23 protein-coding genes are annotated in these 18769 nt (G+C 66.3%); 7 read left to right on the top strand and 16 right to left on the bottom strand.

The window, feature by feature from the left end:
- Positions 1-10 precede the first annotated feature (10 nt).
- Entirely contained in the window at positions 11-487 is a 477-nt protein-coding gene (locus tag ACWV14_RS14540; protein ID WP_422086306.1) for a DUF3237 domain-containing protein, read from the top strand.
- A gap of 7 nt (positions 488-494) precedes the next feature.
- Here the strand turns inward: ACWV14_RS14540 and ACWV14_RS14535 are convergent, their stop codons facing one another.
- Positions 495-1016, bottom strand: a complete 522-nt coding sequence (locus ACWV14_RS14535) for a GNAT family N-acetyltransferase (protein WP_422086305.1) — start codon at positions 1014-1016, stop codon at positions 495-497.
- Between the two features lie 43 nt (positions 1017-1059).
- On the opposite strand from ACWV14_RS14535, the gene ACWV14_RS14530 reads away from it, so the two are divergent.
- The 3 genes from ACWV14_RS14530 (at position 1060) to ACWV14_RS14520 (ending at position 3236) form a co-directional block, all read left to right on the top strand.
- Positions 1060-1665, top strand: coding sequence for a helix-turn-helix domain-containing protein (locus ACWV14_RS14530; RefSeq protein WP_454909230.1), 606 nt, complete (start codon positions 1060-1062; stop codon positions 1663-1665).
- 104 nt (positions 1666-1769) lie between these two features.
- The gene (locus ACWV14_RS14525) at positions 1770-1940 is read left to right on the top strand and encodes a hypothetical protein (protein ID WP_237674634.1); all 171 of its coding nucleotides are present in this window, start codon (positions 1770-1772) and stop codon (positions 1938-1940) included.
- Positions 1941-2030: 90 nt separating this feature from the next.
- A complete protein-coding gene (locus ACWV14_RS14520) occupies positions 2031-3236 on the top strand; it encodes an NAD(P)/FAD-dependent oxidoreductase (protein ID WP_454909229.1) in 1206 nt (401 codons plus the stop codon).
- A 10-nt stretch (positions 3237-3246) separates the two neighbouring features.
- Here the strand turns inward: ACWV14_RS14520 and rlmB are convergent, their stop codons facing one another.
- The 4 genes from rlmB to ACWV14_RS14500 all read right to left on the bottom strand — a co-directional run bounded on the left by rlmB (position 3247) and on the right by ACWV14_RS14500 (position 6360).
- Positions 3247-3993 carry a 23S rRNA (guanosine(2251)-2'-O)-methyltransferase RlmB gene (gene rlmB / locus ACWV14_RS14515; protein ID WP_454909228.1) on the bottom strand — a complete coding sequence of 249 codons (747 nt, stop codon included), beginning with the start codon at positions 3991-3993 and terminating at the stop codon, positions 3247-3249.
- Between the two features lie 123 nt (positions 3994-4116).
- Positions 4117-5097 carry a hypothetical protein gene (locus tag ACWV14_RS14510; protein WP_454909227.1) on the bottom strand — a complete coding sequence of 327 codons (981 nt, stop codon included), beginning with the start codon at positions 5095-5097 and terminating at the stop codon, positions 4117-4119.
- Positions 5098-5101: 4 nt separating this feature from the next.
- Complete coding sequence (locus ACWV14_RS14505; protein WP_454909226.1) at positions 5102-5581, bottom strand: hypothetical protein; 480 nt, start codon at positions 5579-5581, stop codon at positions 5102-5104.
- A gap of 68 nt (positions 5582-5649) precedes the next feature.
- Positions 5650-6360, bottom strand: a complete 711-nt coding sequence (locus ACWV14_RS14500) for an ABC transporter ATP-binding protein (RefSeq protein WP_454909225.1) — start codon at positions 6358-6360, stop codon at positions 5650-5652.
- Positions 6361-6396: 36 nt separating this feature from the next.
- Between ACWV14_RS14500 and ACWV14_RS14495 the strand changes: the two genes are divergently transcribed.
- Entirely contained in the window at positions 6397-7035 is a 639-nt protein-coding gene (locus ACWV14_RS14495) for an arylesterase (protein ID WP_454909224.1), read from the top strand.
- Between the two features lie 58 nt (positions 7036-7093).
- Here ACWV14_RS14495 and ACWV14_RS14490 read toward each other — a convergent pair whose 3' ends face one another.
- Both ACWV14_RS14490 and ACWV14_RS14485 read right to left on the bottom strand, forming a co-directional pair.
- The gene (locus ACWV14_RS14490) at positions 7094-7297 is read right to left on the bottom strand and encodes a hypothetical protein (RefSeq protein ID WP_055796387.1); all 204 of its coding nucleotides are present in this window, start codon (positions 7295-7297) and stop codon (positions 7094-7096) included.
- A gap of 113 nt (positions 7298-7410) precedes the next feature.
- Complete coding sequence (locus ACWV14_RS14485; protein WP_454909223.1) at positions 7411-8604, bottom strand: PLP-dependent transferase; 1194 nt, start codon at positions 8602-8604, stop codon at positions 7411-7413.
- An 87-nt stretch (positions 8605-8691) separates the two neighbouring features.
- On the opposite strand from ACWV14_RS14485, the gene ACWV14_RS14480 reads away from it, so the two are divergent.
- Together ACWV14_RS14480 and ACWV14_RS14475 are read left to right on the top strand one after the other, a co-directional pair.
- A complete protein-coding gene (locus ACWV14_RS14480; protein WP_454909222.1) occupies positions 8692-9540 on the top strand; it encodes a helix-turn-helix domain-containing protein in 849 nt (282 codons plus the stop codon).
- 88 nt (positions 9541-9628) lie between these two features.
- Positions 9629-10081 (top strand): VOC family protein, encoded by a 453-nt coding sequence (locus ACWV14_RS14475; RefSeq protein WP_454909221.1) that lies wholly within the window; start codon positions 9629-9631, stop codon positions 10079-10081.
- Positions 10082-10099: 18 nt separating this feature from the next.
- On the opposite strand, the gene ACWV14_RS14470 is transcribed toward ACWV14_RS14475, so the two are convergent.
- The 9 genes from ACWV14_RS14470 to der form a co-directional block, all read right to left on the bottom strand.
- Positions 10100-10624: a phosphoribosyltransferase gene (locus ACWV14_RS14470; protein WP_237674647.1), complete on the bottom strand. Its 525-nt coding sequence runs from the start codon at positions 10622-10624 to the stop codon at positions 10100-10102.
- A gap of 21 nt (positions 10625-10645) precedes the next feature.
- On the bottom strand, positions 10646-11977 hold the full coding sequence (locus ACWV14_RS14465) for an adenylosuccinate synthase (protein ID WP_093052185.1): 1332 nt from the start codon (positions 11975-11977) through the stop codon (positions 10646-10648).
- 23 nt (positions 11978-12000) lie between these two features.
- A complete protein-coding gene (locus ACWV14_RS14460; protein WP_454909220.1) occupies positions 12001-13161 on the bottom strand; it encodes an ATP phosphoribosyltransferase regulatory subunit in 1161 nt (386 codons plus the stop codon).
- A gap of 56 nt (positions 13162-13217) precedes the next feature.
- Positions 13218-13406, bottom strand: coding sequence for a DUF2065 domain-containing protein (locus ACWV14_RS14455; protein WP_081269108.1), 189 nt, complete (start codon positions 13404-13406; stop codon positions 13218-13220).
- A 16-nt stretch (positions 13407-13422) separates the two neighbouring features.
- A complete protein-coding gene (gene hflC, locus ACWV14_RS14450; protein ID WP_081269107.1) occupies positions 13423-14322 on the bottom strand; it encodes a protease modulator HflC in 900 nt (299 codons plus the stop codon).
- Positions 14323-14339: 17 nt separating this feature from the next.
- Positions 14340-15716, bottom strand: a complete 1377-nt coding sequence (gene hflK, locus ACWV14_RS14445) for an FtsH protease activity modulator HflK (RefSeq protein WP_422086294.1) — start codon at positions 15714-15716, stop codon at positions 14340-14342.
- 74 nt (positions 15717-15790) lie between these two features.
- Positions 15791-16960: a GTPase HflX gene (gene hflX / locus ACWV14_RS14440; RefSeq protein WP_106934243.1), complete on the bottom strand. Its 1170-nt coding sequence runs from the start codon at positions 16958-16960 to the stop codon at positions 15791-15793.
- A 56-nt stretch (positions 16961-17016) separates the two neighbouring features.
- The gene (gene hfq, locus ACWV14_RS14435; protein ID WP_012747311.1) at positions 17017-17262 is read right to left on the bottom strand and encodes an RNA chaperone Hfq; all 246 of its coding nucleotides are present in this window, start codon (positions 17260-17262) and stop codon (positions 17017-17019) included.
- Positions 17263-17424: 162 nt separating this feature from the next.
- Positions 17425-18768, bottom strand: a complete 1344-nt coding sequence (gene der, locus ACWV14_RS14430; RefSeq protein ID WP_454909219.1) for a ribosome biogenesis GTPase Der — start codon at positions 18766-18768, stop codon at positions 17425-17427.
- Position 18769 lies beyond the last annotated feature (1 nt).

Raw genomic sequence — 18769 nt, 5'->3', positions numbered from 1 at the left:
GGCAATGGCGATGAGCCTGTTCGACTCGATCTCCGCGCCAACGCTCGAGCACTTCGCCGACCTGCGCGTCGAGGTGGGCACGCCGCAGGTGCTGGGCGGCACCCCGCGCGGGATGCGCCGCGTGGTGCCCATCACGGGTGGCGAAGCCACCGGGCACGGCTGGCGGGCGCGCGTTCTGCCGGGCGGCTGCGACTTTCAGTTGATCGTGAGCGAGACGCTCTCCGAGCTCGATGCGCGCTACGCCCTGGAGACCGACGCCGGCGACCTGATCTACGTGCAGAACCAGGCCGTGCGCTCGGCCACGCCCGAGGTCATGGCCCGGCTGCTGCGCGGCGACCCCGTCGACCCGTCGCAGGTGTACTTCCGCTGCAACCCGCGCTTCGAAACCACTTCGCCGTCGCTGAAGTGGATCAGCGAGCGCATGTTCACCGGCGCCGGCATGCGCAAGCCGTCCGAGGTGGTGATGCGCTTCTACACGCTGGCGTAGAGAGCGCTCAGCCGTCGACCGGGTTCAGCGGCGTCGCCAGGATCCGCTGGTAGAAGGCCACGTCGAGCCAGCGGCCGAACTTGAAGCCGGCCTGGCGCACGGTGCCCGAATGCTCGAAGCCCAGCCGCTCGTGCAGCGCGATGCTGCCGGCATTGGCGGCATCGATGGCGCCGACCATCACGTGAACGTCGCGCGCAATGGCTTCGGCAATGATCGCCTCCATCAGCGTGCGGCCCAGGCCAGCGCCGCGGTGGGCGCTGTCGACGTACACCGAATGCTCGACCGTGTACTTGTAGGCGGGGAAGGCACGGAACGCGCCATAGCTTGCGAAGCCCAGCAGCTTGCCGCCGTCGTCCACCGCACCGATCACCGGGAAGCCGTTCGCGCGCTTGGTGGCGAACCAGGCAACCATGTTCTCCGGCGTGCGCGGCTTGTAGTCGTACAGCGCGGTCGAGGTGACGATGGCTTCGTTGAGGATGGCAAGAATCGCCGCTGCGTGCGCTTCTTCGGTACAGGGGATGAGCCGCATGATGTTCCTTGAATCGTCCAATATAAGAGAATAATAATCTCATATGGGAAACACTTCATCCACCTCCGGCGCTTCTTCTCCAGAAGGCGCCGCCGATAGCATCGACACCCTCATCGCCTCGCGGCTGCTGGCGCTGCGGCAGGCGCGGGCACTCAGCCTTGCCGAACTGGCCGAGCAGTCGGGTGTCAGCAAGGCGATGATCTCGAAGGTGGAGCGCGCGCAGAGCAGCCCTACGGCAGTGTTGCTGGGCAAGCTGGCTGCGGGGCTGGGCGTGCCGCTGGCGCAGCTGCTGACCGAAGACAAAGACAGCCCCCAACGCCTGCGCACGCGGGCCGAGCAGCACGTCTGGCGAGATCCCGAAGCAGGCTACATCCGGCGCCAGGTGGCCGAAAGGCAGGCAGGCAGCGGCGTCGAACTGGTCGAGGTCGAGCTGCCGCGTTCGGCGCAGGTCAGCTATCCGCGGTGGAGCGGCAAGCCGTACCGGCAGTGCCTGTGGATGCTCGAAGGCGCGCTTCGCGTGGACTACGGCGACGAACGCTTCGAGCTTGCGCCGGGCGACTGTCTCGACTTCGGTGTGGACCGGCCGCTGGTGTTCAAGGCGCTGGGGCGAAGCGCCTGCCGCTACCTGCTGGTGGCGAGCCCGTCCTAGCCGCCCGGTAGGCTCGCTCCCACACGGACAAGCGGCGCGAGCCGCCCCGGGACCACGCCTGCGCCGGGATACTGCAACGCATCTCAGCTTCCGGAGGAACGACGATGTCCTTTGCGCTCTACATGATCGGGTTTCTGATCTTCCTTGGCGGCCTTGTCTGGGGTGCCACGGTGGTGGGCGTGCCCACGCTCTACATCGGCATCGGTGCGACGATCCTGCTCGGGATCGGCATCTTCAGCGCGGTCGGCCGCACGCGCGGCAAAGACCCGTCCTGAGTTCACACAGGCTTCACGCCGCGCGCACAAGGGCTGGCTAACTTCGCATGCGCACCGCAGACCGCGGTGCGCATCGAACACTGCCAGCCCATGTCATCTTCTTCCTCGAGTTTCTTCGCCCCCCTCGATTCGTCCTTGATCACACCGCCGCATGCGGTGGCGGTCCCATCGGCCGTCAGCGGCGCGGCAGGCATCAAGGTCGATCTCCTCGTGGTGGGTGCGAGCTTTGCCGGACTGGCCTGCGCCCGTGCCGCGGCCCTCGCAGGACTCAGCGTGATGGTGCTCGAGAAGAAAGCCAGCGCCGGCAGCAAACTCCACACCACCGGCATCATCGTCAAGGACGCGGTCGACAGCGTGCCATGGCTGGCCGAGGTGCCGCCCGCGCTGGTGCGCCGCATCGAGGGTGTTCGGCTCTATGCGCCCAACATGCGGCATGTCGACCTGCACGCGCCGGGCTACTGGTTCTGGGCCACCGACGCACCCGCGCTGCTCGACTGGATGGTGGACTCGGCGCGGGCCTGCGGTGTCGACGTGCGGCTGGGCACGCTGTTCGAGCAGGCGCTTTGGATCAACGGGCGCTGGGAGGTGCCGGTCACGCACGGCCCCTGCATCACGGCCACGTACCTCGTGGGCGCGGACGGTCCGCATTCGCGCGTGGCCAAGGCACTGGGCCTGTCGCGCAATACGCGCTTCCTGTACGGCGTGGAGCATGAATACCAGGGTGCGCGCATGGCGCCCGACCTGCTGCACTGCTTCATCGACCGCAAGCTGGCGCCTGGCTACATCGGCTGGGCGCTCGACGGTGTCGGCGTGAGCCAGATAGGGCTGGCGCGCCGCGTGGTGCCCGGCGGCGCACAGGCTCTGCGGCTCGATCCGCTGCTGGACAAGATCGCCTCGGTCGTGTCGCCGGGCGATTCGCCGCCCGTCGCAGTGCGCGCCGGCATGATTCCATGCGGCGGCGTGCTGCCGAGGGTTGCGCGGGAACGGGCGCTGCTGGTGGGCGACGCGGCGGGCATGGTGTCGCCGGTGACCGCGGGCGGCATCCACACCGCGCTGCAGCACGGCGAGCGCGCGGGCGAGGCGGTGGCGCGATTCGTGCGAAAAGAGGCGGGCGATCCGGCCAACTGGTTCGTGCGCAGCTACCCGAACTTCCTGCTCAAGCGCACGCTGCGCTGGGCCTTCGACAATTTCCAGAGCGACTGGATGTTCAACCACCTGCTGGGCACGCCGCAGATGCGGCGCGTGGCGGAACTCATCTACTTCCACCGCAAGGGTGGGCCGCCGCCCCAGGCTTAGGAAACGGCGCTCAGGCGCCGCGCTGCCGCATAGCCTCGTAGAGACAGACGCCGCTGGCCACCGAGACGTTCAGGCTCTCGATCGCGCCCGCCATCGGAATGCTCACGAGCTCGTCGCAGGTCTTGCGCGTGAGCTGGCGCATGCCCTCGCCCTCCGCGCCCAGCACCAGCGCCAGCGGGCGCTTGAAGTCGCTCTGGTAGATCGTGCCCGGCGCATCGTCGCTGGTGCCCACGCACCAGATGCTGCGCTCCTTGAGTTCGTTCAGCGTGCGTGCAAGGTTCGTCACCATGAAGTACGGCACCGTTTCCGCGGCGCCGCTCGCCACCTTGGCGACTGTGGCGTTGATGCCGGCCGCATGGTCCTTGGGCGCGATGACCGCATGCGCACCGGCGCCGTCGGCCACACGCAGGCAGGCGCCGAGGTTGTGCGGATCGGTCACGCCGTCGAGCACCAGCAACAGCGGTACGGTGCCGGCCTCCTCGAGGCCTTCGAGCAGTTCGTCGAGCGAATGGACCTGGGCCACAGGTTCGACCCGCGCCACCACGCCCTGGTGACCGTGGCTGCCGCTGAGCTTGGACAACCGCAGGCCGTCGGCCTCGACCAGCCGGACACCGGCTTCTTGCGCACGCGCAATGAACTGTTTCATGCGCGCATCGCGCCGGCTGGCGTCGAACATCACTTCGAGCACCGATTTAGGCGCGGTCTTGATGCGCACGCCCACGGCATGGAAGCCGAAGATCACTTTAGGGGAAGACATCCCGTGATTATCCCTACCCCCAGGCTTGCCCACTTCGTGTGGCCTCCTCCCCCCTGGAAGGGGGCAACACCGGCGGCCCGGCAAAGCCGGTTCCGCGGTGTTCCACGAAGGTGCCTCGCGCCGTCAGGCGAGGGGTAAACCGCTGGTTGCGCGGGTGCGCTCGTCGTGCAGTTGCTGCACCGCCAGTGCGTTCGGATGCACCTTCTCGCTGTTGCCCACGGCCTCCAGGAACTGGCAGGCGGCATGGCCTTCGGCGGCTTTTTCGTAGCGGGCGATCCAGGCGTCGCGCACGGGCAGCTTGTCGGGCGCCACCGGCCAAACGCCGGGCCGGGGCCGCATCGGGTCGCCGATGCCGATGCGCCAGGGCTTGGCGCTCAGGCGGGCGCGAAAGCAGTTCTGGTTGCGGCACATGCGCGCGTAGACCTTGTCGACGCCCAGCAGCTGGAAGCAATCGGCCACCGCGTTGTCGGAGGGCTTGAAGACATCGTGCATGGCGAGAACGCGAAAGCCGGCCGGCGTGCGATAGATGCGCAAGTGCCAGTCGGGGTGCTGGTGCATGAAGCGCCCGATGCGCTCGGCCGCCTGCTTCTCGGGCGAAGGGTTGCCGCTGGGCTCGCCGCGCTTCTTGCGCTGGCCGATGACCCAGGCCACGGCAAACACCACGATGCCCGCGATCAGCCCGCCGAGCCAGGTCTTGGCGGCCCAGCCGCCGATTACCCCCGCAATCAGCGCCGGCACCAGCGCGAAGCCGAACACGCTGCCACGCAGCGGCTCCTCGAAATCGATGTCGACGAACAGCACGTCGGGGGTGTTGAGGCAGCGCGCGCCGTAGCCATTGCGCGTGACCACGGTGTCGCCCTGCCGCTCGACGATTTCCTCGCGGATCGGCACGCCGTCGGCACCGTTGTAGGCGCGCTTGAGTTCGCGGCGATCGAGCTTCTCGCCGGCCGCGATGCGGTCGAAGGCCTCGCGGGCACGCTGGTCGGCATGCGCCTGTGCTGCCACCGGGCTGTCGTCGGACCAGCCGTGCCGGCGAACAGTGATTTGCTTGCCGGCCACGCGCTCCTGGACGCGGCCTTCGGCCCAGAACTGGGGAACGATCATCGGGTTAAAGCTCTTTTCCGAATAGCAGCCAGACCATCAGCATGGCCAGCACGATGACGGTAACCGGCAGCCAGTTGTAGCTGCCGGTCGGCACGCGGCCCGGCTCGTCGACCACGGGGCGGCGAGGTATTTCCGACGGCAGGTGGCCGAATGCGCCAACCGGCGGGTTTTCGTGGTTCTCGACCAGCCGCTTCGCGGCCGCGAGGCTCAGGCCGGTGGCTTCGCGCGTGAGCCGCACGGCCTCGACCTTGTTGCCTTGCGCCAGCGCGGTCAGCGCTGTGGACGGCATCGATGCGAAGCCGCGATCCTGTGCGGCAACGTCAGGCGAACGGCGGTCGGGATCCCCCATCCAGGCGGCATAGCGCTCGACTGCATCCTTGGCCGACCGGAGATCCATGCCGGTGCTGTCACGCACGATCTTGATGGCTTCGATCAGCCTGCCACGCCGCAGCGCCGCAATGGCGTCCGGTGGTAGGTCGTCCATGGGGGATCTTGCTCCTGGTTATATCTGCTATCTATATTTGCTATCCGTTTGATAGCTTACCGCGCTTGTCAGCCGGGCGCTACGGCAGCTTTTTCATTACCTGCGACTCGCCCGGCCTCGATCGTGATGCGGCGTTCGCACCGATCGGCGATGCCGCGGTCGTGCGTGACGAGCACGAGCGTGGTGCCCAGTTCGCGGTTGAGGTCGAACATCAGCTTCATGACCTGCTCGCCGGTAGCGAAGTCCAGGCTGCCGGTGGGCTCGTCGGCCAGCAGCAGCGAAGGCTGCACGACGAAGGCCCGCGCCAGCGCCACGCGCTGCTGCTCGCCACCCGAGAGCACCTTCGGGTAATGCCCCAGCCGCTGGCCCAGCCCGACGCGGCCCAGCATTTCGGTGGCGGCCTTGCGGGCGTCCTTGCGGTTGGCCAGCTCCAGCGGAAGCATGACGTTCTCGAGCGCGCTGAGGTTGCCCAGCAACTGGAAGCTCTGGAACACGAAGCCCACGCGTTGCGCGCGCACGGCGGCGCGCTCGTCCTCGTCGATGGCGAACAGGTCGTCGCCCGCGAGCTTGACGGTGCCGCGCGTGGGCGTGTCCAGCCCCGCGATGATCGACAGCAAGGTGCTCTTGCCCGAACCCGAGGCGCCGACGATGGCCGCGGTTTCCCGCGCGCCGAGGGTGAAATGGATGTCCTGCAGAATGTCCAGCGTGCCGGCCGAGTCGGTCACGGACTTGAAGACATGCTCGACGGCGACAATGGCATCAGACGGGGGTTGGGACATGGAAAGGCTTTGGTTTTGAATCGACGTGACTTTATCTTGACCACCGCCGCGCTCGGCAGCGCGGGGACATGGACGACTGCAGCGCATGCCCAGGCTTCAGCCTCCGCGGCTGGCAAGCCGGTGATCCTGGTGCTGGGCGATTCGCTGAGTGCAGAGTACGGGCTCAAGCGCGGTGAAGGCTGGGTACCCTTGCTGGAGAAAAGGCTTGCGCAGCAGAAGATCGCGGCCACCGTTGTCAACGCCAGCATCAGCGGCGACACCAGTTCCGGCGGCCGCGCCCGCTTTCCGTCGCTGCTCACGCAGCACAAGCCCAGCCTCGTGGTGCTGGAACTCGGCGCCAACGATGCCCTGCGCGGCCTGCCGCTGGCCGACACCGAAAGCAACCTGCTGCAGATCACCAAGGCCGCACAGGCTGCCGGCGCCAAGGTGCTGATCGTCGGCATCCAGGTGCCGCCCAACTACGGCGGCGACTACACGCGGCGCTTCGAGGCAGTGTTCTCGAAGGTGGCCGGCGCCACCCGGTCGGCACTCGTGCCCTTCCTGCTCAAGGGCGTGGCGGACGCGCCGGACGCGCTCTCGCTGTTCCAGGCCGACCGCATCCATCCGACGGCGGCGGCGCAGCCGCAGTTGCTCGACAACGTCTGGCCCGAACTGCGCAAGCTGCTGCCCAAATGAAAAAACCGCCACGGGCGCAAGCCTGTGGCGGTTTTCATGGAGGAACGCCAGAAACGGATCAACCGTTCTTGGTGGGCAACTCGGGCACCGTGGGGGGATCGCGTTCAAGCGAAGCCACGTCGGTCTCCGGGTCTCCAGGAGCCAGTCCGTCGCTGCTCGGGCTGAGTTTGCGATTCGCCTTTTCCCGGAGCTTTTCTTCCTTCTTCTTCTTCTTGGCCAGCTCTTTCTGGCGCTTCTCGTAGCCGTAATTTGGTGTTGCCACTGCTTCTCCTTGGGCGAGGCAGTCAGGGTGACTGCGCGTGGCCTACTGTAAGCGATAACGGTGCAGTCTCAAGAGCTCCCCACGGCGGCCCTCAAGGCGGTCGATTCGCTTTCTTACATCCGTGCCAGCGCCTGTTGCAGATCGGCCCGCAGATCGTCCACGTCTTCCAGGCCGATCGAAAAGCGAACGAGCGTGCCCTTGTGGGGCCAGCGCGCCACGCTGGCGTCGCGCATCAGGCCGATGTCGTAGGGCACCACCAGGCTGATCGGCCCGCCCCACGAATAGCCGAGCCGGAACAGCTTCAGGCTGTCGCAGAAGCGGTCGACCTGCTCGGTGCGGAAGCGCTCGTCGAACACCACGGAGAACAGGCCTGCCGCCAGGCCGGTTTCGCCGCACAGGGCACGCCAGTGAACATGGCCCGGCGAATCCTCGAGCGCCGGGTGCAGCACCTGCGCGATTTCTTCGCAGCCATTGAGCCATCCCGCCAGCTCGCGCGCCGCGCGGTCGTGCGCCGCATAGCGCAACCCGATGCTGGGCAGCGAGCGCAGCAGCGTCTCGACGTCGCCCACGCCGATGCCGAAGCCCATGCGCATGTGGGTGAGCTTGAGGGCGCGGTGCAGGCGCTCGTCGCGCGTGACCACGCTGCCCATCAGCACGTCGCCGCCGCCGCTCGGGTACTTGGTGAGCGCATGCACGGAGATGTCTACGCCCTGCCCCGTGCCGTTGAAATCGAAGGGCGCGAAGGCCAGGCCGGCGCCCCAGGTGTTGTCTAGCGCCGTCATCACGCCGCGCGCGCGGCAGACCTCCACCAGCGCGGGCAGATCGGGGAATTCCATCGTCACCGAACCGGCCGCCTCGACCCACACCAGCCGCGTGCGGGACGACAGCTTGGCCTCGAGGTCGGACGGGTCCATCGCGTCGTACAGGCGGTGAGTGATGCCGAAGTTGGCGAGCTCGCCAGTGGCCAGCGCCTTGTTGGGGCCGTAGGCGTTGTCGGGGATCAGCACTTCATCGCCGGTCTTCAGGAAGGCGAACGCGACCAGCGAGATCGCGGCCAGGCCGCTGGGCACCAGCAGGCACTCGGTACCTCCTTCGAGCGTGGCCAGGCGCTCCTCGAGGGTGAAGGTGGTGGGCGTGCCGTGCAGGCCGTAGGTATAGCCGGCCTTGGTCTTCCAGTCGCGCGCGCGCATCGCCGCCACGTCGGCGAAAAACACCGTCGAGGCCTTGAACACGCCGGGCTGCGGCGCGGCGAAGGTGTCGGGTGGTGTGTAAGGGTGGTGGATCAGGGTCGTGGAAAGCTTGCTCATGGGTGAATCCTAGCGCGGCGGTCGCGCGCCCTGCTCGCGCCTGGGCCCGATTGCGCTGCGAAGTGGCTCGACGGACACTCTCCGCACATGCAACTGACCCGCCTTCCCGCACCTCAGCTGCGGCCCTTCGTGCGGCTGCTGTGGGCCTCCACGCCCGACGGGGCGCCGCGAGAACGGCCGGGAGCGCGCGAACATGTGCTGCCTACGGGCGGCATGCACCTGGTGTTCCGGCTCTCCGGACCGCCGCTGCGGCTGTTCCGGGACGGCGCGGATGCACAGGGCTACACCGTGGGCCATGCGATGGTGGGCGGCACACGCTCGGCCTTCTTCGTGCGCGACGTTTCGCTGCAGACGCGCTCGGTCGGCATCATGCTGCGGCCGGGCGCGGCGAAGGCGCTGCTCGGCGCCCCGGAAGACGCACTGGCCGGCCGCCACACACCGCTGGAGGCACTCTGGGGCACGGCGGCTGCTTTCGCACTGGAGCAGCTTCATGCCGCCGAGTCGCCTGCGCGGCAACTGGAAATCGTCGATGCGTTGCTGAGCGCGCGGCTCGCCGCTTCCACAGCGCATCGCCTGCATCCTGCAGTGGCGCAGGCGCTGGCCAGCATGGCCGGCTGGAACGCCCACGACGAAGGTACGCAAGCCGGTGCGATCCACCAGTTGGTAGCGCAAAGCGGCTACAGCCACCGGCGTTTCATTGTGCTTTTTCGCGGCATGACCGGCCTGGCACCCAAGCAGTACGCACGCATGCTTCGCTTCGACAACGTCCTCGGGCGATTCGCGACCGAACCCGAGCAGCCCTGGGCTGATCTGGCGCTGGATGCCGGCTACAGCGACCAGGCGCATTTCAACCGCGACTTCCTCGCGATCGCCGGCATGTCGCCGCAAGCCTACCGGCGCGCGGCACCGAAGTCGTCGCGCCACGTGCCGGTCTGAGCGGCTGCCAGCAGGTCAAATTTCTTCAAGACGTGAAATGGGTCGGAAAGCAGAATCGCGCTCATCCAACACCTGACGGACGAACACCATGGCCATACACGAACTCTTCCCCTACATCTGCGTGAACGACGCGGCTGCCGCCATCGACTTCTATTGCAAGGTCTTCGAGGTGAAGGAGATCTTCCGGCTGACCGAGCCCAGCGGGCGCATCGGCCATGCCGAGCTGGACTTCCAAAACGGCGCGATCCTGATGCTCTCGGACGAGTTCGCCGAGTTCAACATCCACAGCGCGAAGACACTGGGCGGCACCGCGGTCACGCTGCACCTGCATGTGGACGATGCCGACACGGTCGTGGCGCGCGCGGTCGCGGCTGGCGCCACGCTGGACATGGCGCCGCAGGATCAGTTTTATGGGGAGCGTTCCGGCGTCTTTCGCGACCCCTTCGGCCATCGCTGGAACGTGGGGCACAGCATCGAGAAGCTGACGCCGGAAGAAATGCAGCGGCGCTACACCGCGATGCTGCTCAACCCCGCCGGTTGAACCGGCGGGACTGGGTCATCAGACCGACCACTTCTCGATGAGCTTCTCGGCGCCCATGGAGTCGTAGCCTTCGAAGGGCTGATGAATCCAAGGGTTGGTAGCCAGGAATTCCACCTGGTAGTCGGGCGTGAAGGTCGACAGCGCCTTGGTCCAGATCACGGCGCTGCGCAATTCGGTGATGGGCGGGTAGTTGTTGCGCAGCATGTCCATCACGGCGTGCAGCGTGTGGCCCGAGTCGGCCAGGTCGTCCACCAGCAGCACCTTGCCGGCGATTTCGCCCTTGGGGGTGGTGATGAAGCGGGCGATGTCCAGGTGGCCCTGCACCGTGCCGGCATCGGCGCGGTACGAGCTGGTCGACATGATCGCCAGCGGCTTGTCGAAGATGCGCGAGAGCACGTCGCCGGGGCGCATGCCGCCGCGTGCCAGGCAGAGGATGGTGTCGAACTGCCAGCCCGACTGATGCACCTTGATCGCGAGCTTCTCGATCAGGTTGTGGTACTCGTCGTAGCTGACGTAGAGATGCTTGCCGTCTTCGGTCAACATGGTTCTTCTTTTCCTCTGTTTTCAGTCGGCCAGGTAGGGGTGGCGCATCATGATCGTGTGGTCGCGATCGGGACTGGTCGACACCATGTGGATCGGCACGCCGGTGACCTGCTCGATGCGCTGCAGGTACAGCCGCGCATTGATCGGCAGCTTGTCGTACTGCGTGACGCCCACGGTGCTTTCGCTCCAGCCTTCGAGGGTCTCGTAGATCGGCGTGCAGCGCTCGATCTCGTCGGCGCCCATCGGCAGGATGTCGGTGATCTCGCCGTCGAGCTCGTAGCCGGTGCACAGTTCGAGCTTCTCGAGGCCGTCCAGCACGTCGAGCTTGGTGATGCACAGGCCCGATAGGCCGTTGACCTGCGCCGAACGCTTGAGCAGTGCGGCGTCGAACCAGCCGCAACGGCGGCTGCGGCCTGTGGTCACGCCCTTTTCAGCGCCCACGGTGCTCATGTGGTAGCCAGGGGTGCCGGGCGTGGCCCAGTCGAGCTCGGTGGGGAACGGACCGCCGCCAACGCGTGTGCAGTAGGCCTTGGTGATGCCCAGGATGTAGTGCAGCATGCCCGGGCCCACGCCCGAACCGGCGGCGGCGTTGCCGGCCACGCAGTTGCTCGAGGTGACGTACGGGTAGGTGCCGTGGTCCACGTCGAGCAGCGTGCCCTGCGCGCCTTCGAACAGCAGGTTGGCGCCGTTCCTGTGCGCATCGTTCAGCTCGCGCGAGACGTCGGCCATCATGGGCTTGAGCAGCTCGGCGTGCTTCATCGCTTCGTTGAAGACTTCGTCGAAGTCGATGGCCGGTGCGCTCAGCACCTGAGTCAGCACGTGGTTGTGCAGGTCGAGCAGCACGCGCAGCTTGGCCGCGAAACGCTCTGGGTGCTTCAGGTCCTGCACGCGAAGCGCGCGGCGGGCGATCTTGTCTTCATAGGCCGGGCCGATGCCGCGGCCGGTGGTGCCGATCTTCTCGATGCCGCCCTTTTCGCGGTAGGCCTCGCGCGCGATGTCCAGCGCGGCATGGAACGGCAGGATCAGCGGGCAGGCCTCGCTGATGCGCAGGCGCGAACGCACTTCGACGCCGGCCTTCTCCAGCCCTTCAATTTCCTCGAACAGCTTGGCAGCCGACAGCACCACGCCGTTGCCGATGTAGCACTTGACGCCGGGCCGCATGATGCCGCTCGGGATCAGGTGCAACGCGGTTTTCACACCGTTGATGACCAGCGTGTGGCCCGCGTTGTGGCCGCCCTGGAAGCGGACCACGCCCTGGGCGCTTTCGGTCAGCCAGTCGACCAGCTTGCCTTTGCCCTCGTCGCCCCATTGGGTGCCGACGACGACCACGTTTCTTCCGGTGGTTACGCTCATGCTCGTTCCATTACTTCAAAAATTCAGATCGTTCGGACACTCCACTGGCCTGCTTGCTCGACGAGCTCGCGGTCGCAGTGGAATTCATCGATTTCGCTGCCATGGCCCGGCAGCACGCAGACTACCGTTTCACCGGACTTGCGCAATTGGGCAATTGCCTGACCCAGGCCGGCCGCATCGCTCCAGGGCGCGCGGATGGCGGCGCGCAGCGGACGGGCCGGCAGCACGCCGACCAGTTCGCGCACGTCGAGGCTGAAGCCGACGGCCGGACGGTTGCGGCCGAACACGGCCCCCACTTCGTCGTAGCGGCCGCCGCGCACCAGCGAATCGGCCGCACCGGGCACGTAGATGCCGAAGCGCATGCCGCTGTAGTACGCATAGCCGCGCAGGTCGGCCAGGTCGAAACTGATCTGGCGGCCGGCAACGCCGTCCAGGCCGGCAGCGAGCTGCTTGAGGTCGGCAAGCGCCGCGCCCACGGCGGGCGTGTGCTTGAGGGCCTTCGCGGCCTCGTCGAGCACGGAGGCGTCGCCGTAGAGCCCGATCAGGGCGCGCAGCCCGTCGCGCGAGGCGGTGGGGAAATCCTTGGTGAGCGAGGCGAGCTCGCTTGCGTCCTTGGCGGCCAGCGCGGCATGCACCCGGGCCAGCACCGCGGCATCGACCGGCACACCGGCAAACAGCGCACGCACGATGCGGGCATCGGCCAGGTCGACGATCACGCCTTCGCGCAGGCCGGCGGCATCGAGGCAGTCGAGTGCGAGCAGCAGGGTCTCGGTGTCGGCCTCCAGGCCAGCGTGGCCGTAGATCTCGGAGCCGAACTGCAGCGGCTCACGGGTGGCATGCGGCCGATCCGGGCGGGTGTGAAGCACCGGGCCACAATAGCACAGGCGGGCCACGCCATCGCGGTTCAGCAGGTGAGCATCGATGCGCGCCACCTGGGGGGTGGTGTCGGCGCGAAGGCCCATGCTGCGGCCGGAAAGCTGGTCGACAAGCTTGAAGGTTTGGAGGTCGAGCGCCTCGCCGGTGCCCGAAAGCAGCGACTCCAGGTGCTCGAGCAGCGGCGGCATCACCAGCTCGTAGCCGTAGCCACGGGCGGTATCGAGCAGCTGGCGTCGAAGTTCTTCGATGTGGCGCGCCTCGGAAGGCAGCACATCGGCAATGTGATCCGGGAGGACCCAAGCGGACATGGGGATCGGGGGCGTGGTTAAACCGGGATTCTACCGGGACCGCGAACAGCCCGAGACTAGGCCAGGATCCAGAGCAGTATCAAACCCAGTAGGATGCTGCAAAGTCCGAAGAAACGAAGCTGGCCGTCGCGCAGCTGCATGAGCTGCCCGAAGCCGCGCCGCCACCCTCCCGGCGACACGAAAGGCAGGATGCCCTCGATCACCAGGACGAGCGCCAGTGCGCTCCAGAAAGTGTCGGCGCTCACGGCTCCTGACGAAGAATCAACGGCGAGGAGCGTTGGTGGAGGAACCCGAGCCCTGCATGGCGCGGAAGAAGTCCGACGACGGGTCCAGCACCATCACGTCGCTCTTCTTGTTGAAGCTCTGCTTGTAGGCCTCGAGGCTGCGGTAGAACTGCGCAAACTGCGGGTCGCGGCCGAAGGACTCGCTGTAGGCGGCAGCGGCCTGGGCATCGCCCTCGCCCTTGATCTTCTGCGCGTCGCGGTAGGCGTTGGCAACGATCACTTCGCGCTGGCGGTCTGCATCAGCGCGTATCTTTTCGCCTTCGGCCGTACCGGTAGAGCGCAGTTCGTTGGCCACGCGCTTGCGTTCGGCCTCCATGCGGCGGTAGACCGATTCGGTGATGGCTTCCACGTAGTCGACGCGGGTGATGCGCACGTCGACCACATCGACGCCCCAGGGCTTGGCGCCCTTCACCACCGACAGAACTTCACGCTGCACGTCAGCCATCAGGGCCTCGCGGCGCACCGAGATCAGGTCGCGCACAGTGCGCTTGTTGATGTTTTCCTGGAACGCATTGCGCACCACGCGGTTGAGCTGCATTGCGCCGGCGTTCTCGTCGAGACCGACGTTGCGGATGTAGGCCTGCGGGTCGCTGATGCGCCAACGCACGTACCAGTCGATCACCACGCGCTGCTTTTCAGCGGTGAGCATGGGCTCGGTGTCTATGCTGGAGAGCGTCAGCAGCCGCTTGTCGATGTACGACACGTTCTGGAACGGCGGCGGCAGCTTGAAGTTGAGGCCCGGCTCGGTGATGACCTGCTTGATCTGGCCAAGGGCATAGACCACGCCGAACTGGCGCTGGTCGACCACGAAGAGGGTCGAGCTCAGCAGCACGAGCAAGACGAGGATCGACGATGCGATGAATCCGATTCTGTTCATGTTCTTCTAGTCCTTGTTCAACGCACGTCGCGGTCGCGCGAGCGGCCGTCGCGGGCTCGCACGTCGCCTGTCACGGGCGCTACCGGGATCACCGAAGACTGCGGCGGAGCGGTGCCGGCCACGTTGGGGCTGGCCGCATCGACCGGCGTGGGCGCGGCACTGCTGTTTCCGCTTTGCTGCATCAGCTTGTCGAGCGGCAGGTACAGCAGGTTGGAACCCTGCTTGCTGTCGACCAGCACCTTGGTCGTGCTGGCGTAGATCTGCTGCATGGCGTCGGTGTACATGCGGTCGCGGGTCACCTGCGGCGCCTTCTGGTACTCGGCCAGCACCGAGGCGAAGCGGCCAGCATCACCCTGGGCCTGCGCCACGATACGCGCCTTGTACGCTTCGGATTCTTCCTTCAGGCGCGAAGCCGTACCAGTGGCGAGCGGCACCACGTTGTTGGCGTAGGCCTGCGCTTCGTTCTTGGCGCGTTCGCGCTCCTGGCCGGCCTTGAGCACGTCGTCGAACGCGGCTTGCACCTGCTCGGGCGGACGCACGCCGCCCTGCTGCAGATTGATGCCGACCACTTCGACACCGACCTTGTAGCGGTCGAGAATGGTCTGCATCAGCGTGCGCACGCGCGGTGCGATCTGGTCGCGCTCTTCGGCCAGCGCGGCATCCATCTTCATCTTGCCGACCACCTCGCGCACGGAGGTCTCGGCCACCTGCACGACGGTCTCGGCGGGCGACTTGCTCTCGTACAGCCAGGCGCGCGCGTCGCTCAGGCGGTACTGCACCGCGAACTTGATTTCGACGATGTTCTCGTCTTCGGTCAGCATGGCCGACTCGCGCAAGCCGGTGGAGCGCACGATGGCGTCGCGGCCCACGTCAGTGGAGCGGATCTGCGTGACCACCACCACTTCGTGGCGCTGGATGGGGTACGGCAGGCGCCAGTTGAAGCCCGCGCCGACAGTCGTCTTGTAGCGGCCGAACTGGGTCACGACTGCCTGCTGGCCTTCGTTCACGATGAAGAAGCCGGTGCCGAGCCAGATGAGGACGGCCACGGCAGCCACCAGGCCAAGGCCGAATCCTGCGTTTTTCATGTCGGGCCGGTAGCCGTTGCCGCCACCGTTGCTGTTGCCACCGCTGGGACGGTTGCCGCCGCCCTTGCCACCGCCGAAGAAACCGCCGAGCTTGCGATTGAGGTCGCGCCAGAGTTCGTCGAGGTCGGGCGGGCCCTGGTTGGGGCCCTGGCCGCGGGGACGGTCGTTGTTGTTGCTGTTGTTGCCCGAAGGCGGGGGCGTCGGTGCGCCTGGAGGATTGGCGTCGGGGGGACGGTTGCCGGCTGGGCGATCACCGTTGGAGGACGGCTCGTCGCCACGACCCCACCGGCCATCGTTCAGATTGAACATGCCCAGAAACCCTCTCCGCGCTGGCTTTGAATTCATTCGCTTCGTTCTCTTGTCAGTGGCGGGATTGTGCCCAATCAATTGGCCGCATCGTGCAATTCAGCGTTCGCCTCAGGGGACATCGTATCGGCTACGGAGCCCGATTGCCGGGCGAGCTCGGCGCGCAGCAACGGCACGCCCTCGCCGCTTCTGGCGCTCAGGAAGATGCGGGGAACCTGCACGCCGTCGATTTCCATCTCGTCCTGCAGATGCAGCGGATGCTGTGTGCTTTCAAGGGCGTCGAGCTTGTTGAAGACCAGAAGCTGCGGGACGGTGTCGGCACCGATCTCGCGCAGCACGGTCTGCACCTCGGCCATCTGTTCGGGGTAATGGGGGTTGGAGGCGTCGACGACGTGCAGCAGCAGGTCGGCGTCGACCGCCTCCTGCAGCGTCGCCTTGAACGCGTCGACCAGGCCGTGCGGCAGGTCGCGAATGAAGCCCACGGTGTCGGAGATCGACACCTGGCGCCGCGCATCGCCCAGGTAGAGGTTGCGCGTGGTGGTGTCGAGCGTGGCGAACAGCTGGTCGGCCGCATAGGCGCGGGCCTTGACCAGCGCGTTGAACAGCGAGGACTTGCCGGCGTTGGTATAGCCGACGAGCGAGATGTTGAAGGTGTCGCGCCGCTCGCGCTGCCGGCGCTGCGTACCGCGCTGCTTCTGGACCTTGGCCAGCCGCTCGCGGGTGCGCTTGATCGACTCGCCGATCATCCGGCGGTCAAGCTCGATCTGCTTTTCACCCGGGCCACCACGCACACCCGCACCACCGGTCTGGCGCTCCAGGTGGGACCAGCGCCGGACCAGCCGGGTACTGAGGTACTGCAGGCGAGCAAGTTCCACCTGCAGCTTGCCTTCGTGCGAGCGGGCGCGCTGCGCGAAGATCTCGAGAATGAGGAAAGTGCGGTCGTACACCGCGACGTCGAGCTGGCGCTCGAGGTTGCGCTGCTGGGCGGGGCTCAGGGCCTGGTCGAAGATGACTTCGCTCGCCCTGTGGAGGGCGGCCAGTTCCTTGATTTCTTCGGCCTTGCCGCTGCCGACGAACAATGCCGCGTCAGGAGCCTTGCGTTTGCACGAGAGATGGGCGACGGGCGTGAGGCCGGCAGTCTGCGCAAGCAGGCCGAGTTCCTCGAGTTCGCTGTCGAAATGGGGCAGCCCGAAATCTACGCCGACGAGAACGGCGGCGCCTTCCTGGCGGGGGATCTGTTCAGACAAGCGGGATCAGAATTGGGAAAAAGCGCGACGGCCTGAGGCCGCCGCGCTCCGCGCTATCAGGCAGCGGCGTCGTCGTTCTCGGCAGCCGAGAAATTGACGGCACGACCCGGCACGATGGTGGAAATGGCGTGCTTGTAGACCATTTGCGTCACTGTGTTGCGAAGCAACACGACGTACTGGTCAAAAGACTCGATCTGCCCTTGCAGCTTGATACCGTTGACCAAATAAATGGAAACCGGCACATGCTCGCGACGCAAGGTATTCAGAAACGGGTCTTGCAGAAGTTGCCCTTTATTGCTCACGATATTCTCCGTGTTCAAGAGTAGTTGTTGGAGAGATGACCTTAACACAGGGTTTCCGCGCTGCAGCAACCTAAGTCAAAAGCCTTGAGAAAATAACGGTTCTCAAAAGACGGAACTTCCGCCCCCGCTGCAAGTCATTGGCCGCCATCGGCGGCCAATGACTCAGTCGTCCTTGTCGGCAAAAGGATTGTGGGAGCTCTTGAATTCGATTCGCAAGGGGGTACCCACCAGATCGAATTCCTTGCGGAAGCGCCCCTCGAGAAACCGCTTGTAAGCATCGGTCACATGTTCGAGGGAATTGCCGTGGATCACGATCACCGGTGGATTCATGCCCCCCTGGTGCGCATAGCGCAGCTTGGGCCGATACATGCCGCCGCGCTTGGGCGCCTGGAACTGCACCGCCTCCAGCAGCAACCGGGTAAGCACCGGCGTGGACATCTTGCGCGTGGCCGACTTGTGAGCCTGCGCAATTGCCTGCCAAACCGGGCCGAGGCCCTGGCGCTTGATGGCCGAGATGAAATGCAATGCCGCGAACTTCAGGAACGGCAGCCGGGTTTCGATCTGCCGCTGGATCTGCTCGCGCTGATAGCTGTCGACCGCGTCCCACTTGTTGATGGCGATCACCACCGCGCGGCCGCTTTCGAGGATGTAGCCCGCGATGTGGGCATCCTGATCGGTCACGCCCTGTGTGGCGTCAAGCAGCAGCAGTACCACGTTGGCCGACTCAATGGCCTGCAGCGTCTTGACCACCGAGAACTTCTCGATTGCCTCGAACACCCTGCCCTTGCGGCGCAGGCCGGCCGTGTCGATCAGCTCGAAACGTTGGCCGTTGCGCTCGAAAGGCACTGAAATCGCGTCGCGCGTGGTGCCGGGCATGTCGAATGCCACCAGGCGCTCTTCGCCAAGCCAGGTGTTGATCAGCGTCGACTTGCCCACATTGGGCCGCCCCGCCACCGCCAGCTTGATCGGCTTGTTGACTTCGTCCTCGTCCGACTCGTCATCCGGATCGGGCAGGTTCAGCGGTTCGAGCGCAAGCTCGACCAGGTCGCGCATGCCTTGACCGTGTGCCGCGGAAACCCCGTGCACGTCGCCGAACCCGAGCTCGTAGAAGTCCACGAGCTTGGTGCCGTCGTGCATGCCTTCGGCCTTGTTGGCCGCGAGCACGCAGGGCTTGCCGAGACGGCGCAGTTCGTTCGCAATGTCATGGTCTTGCGCAGACAGGCCTTCGCGGGCATCGACGACGAAGATCACCACGTCGGCCTCAGCCACGGCCTGCCGCGTCTGCTTGGCCATTTCCTTGTAGATGCCGCTGCCGGCATCGGGCTCGAAGCCGCCGGTGTCGATCACGATGAACTCGTGCTTGCCCAGGCGACCGTTGCCGTAGTGGCGGTCGCGCGTGAGGCCGGCGAAATCGGCAACGATGGCGTCGCGCGTCTGGGTCAGGCGATTGAACAGCGTCGACTTGCCGACGTTGGGACGCCCGACCAGGGCCACGACCGGCTTCATG

Source organism: Variovorax durovernensis, assembly GCF_977011995.1.
This window is presented reverse-complemented; position numbering and strand designations above follow the sequence as displayed.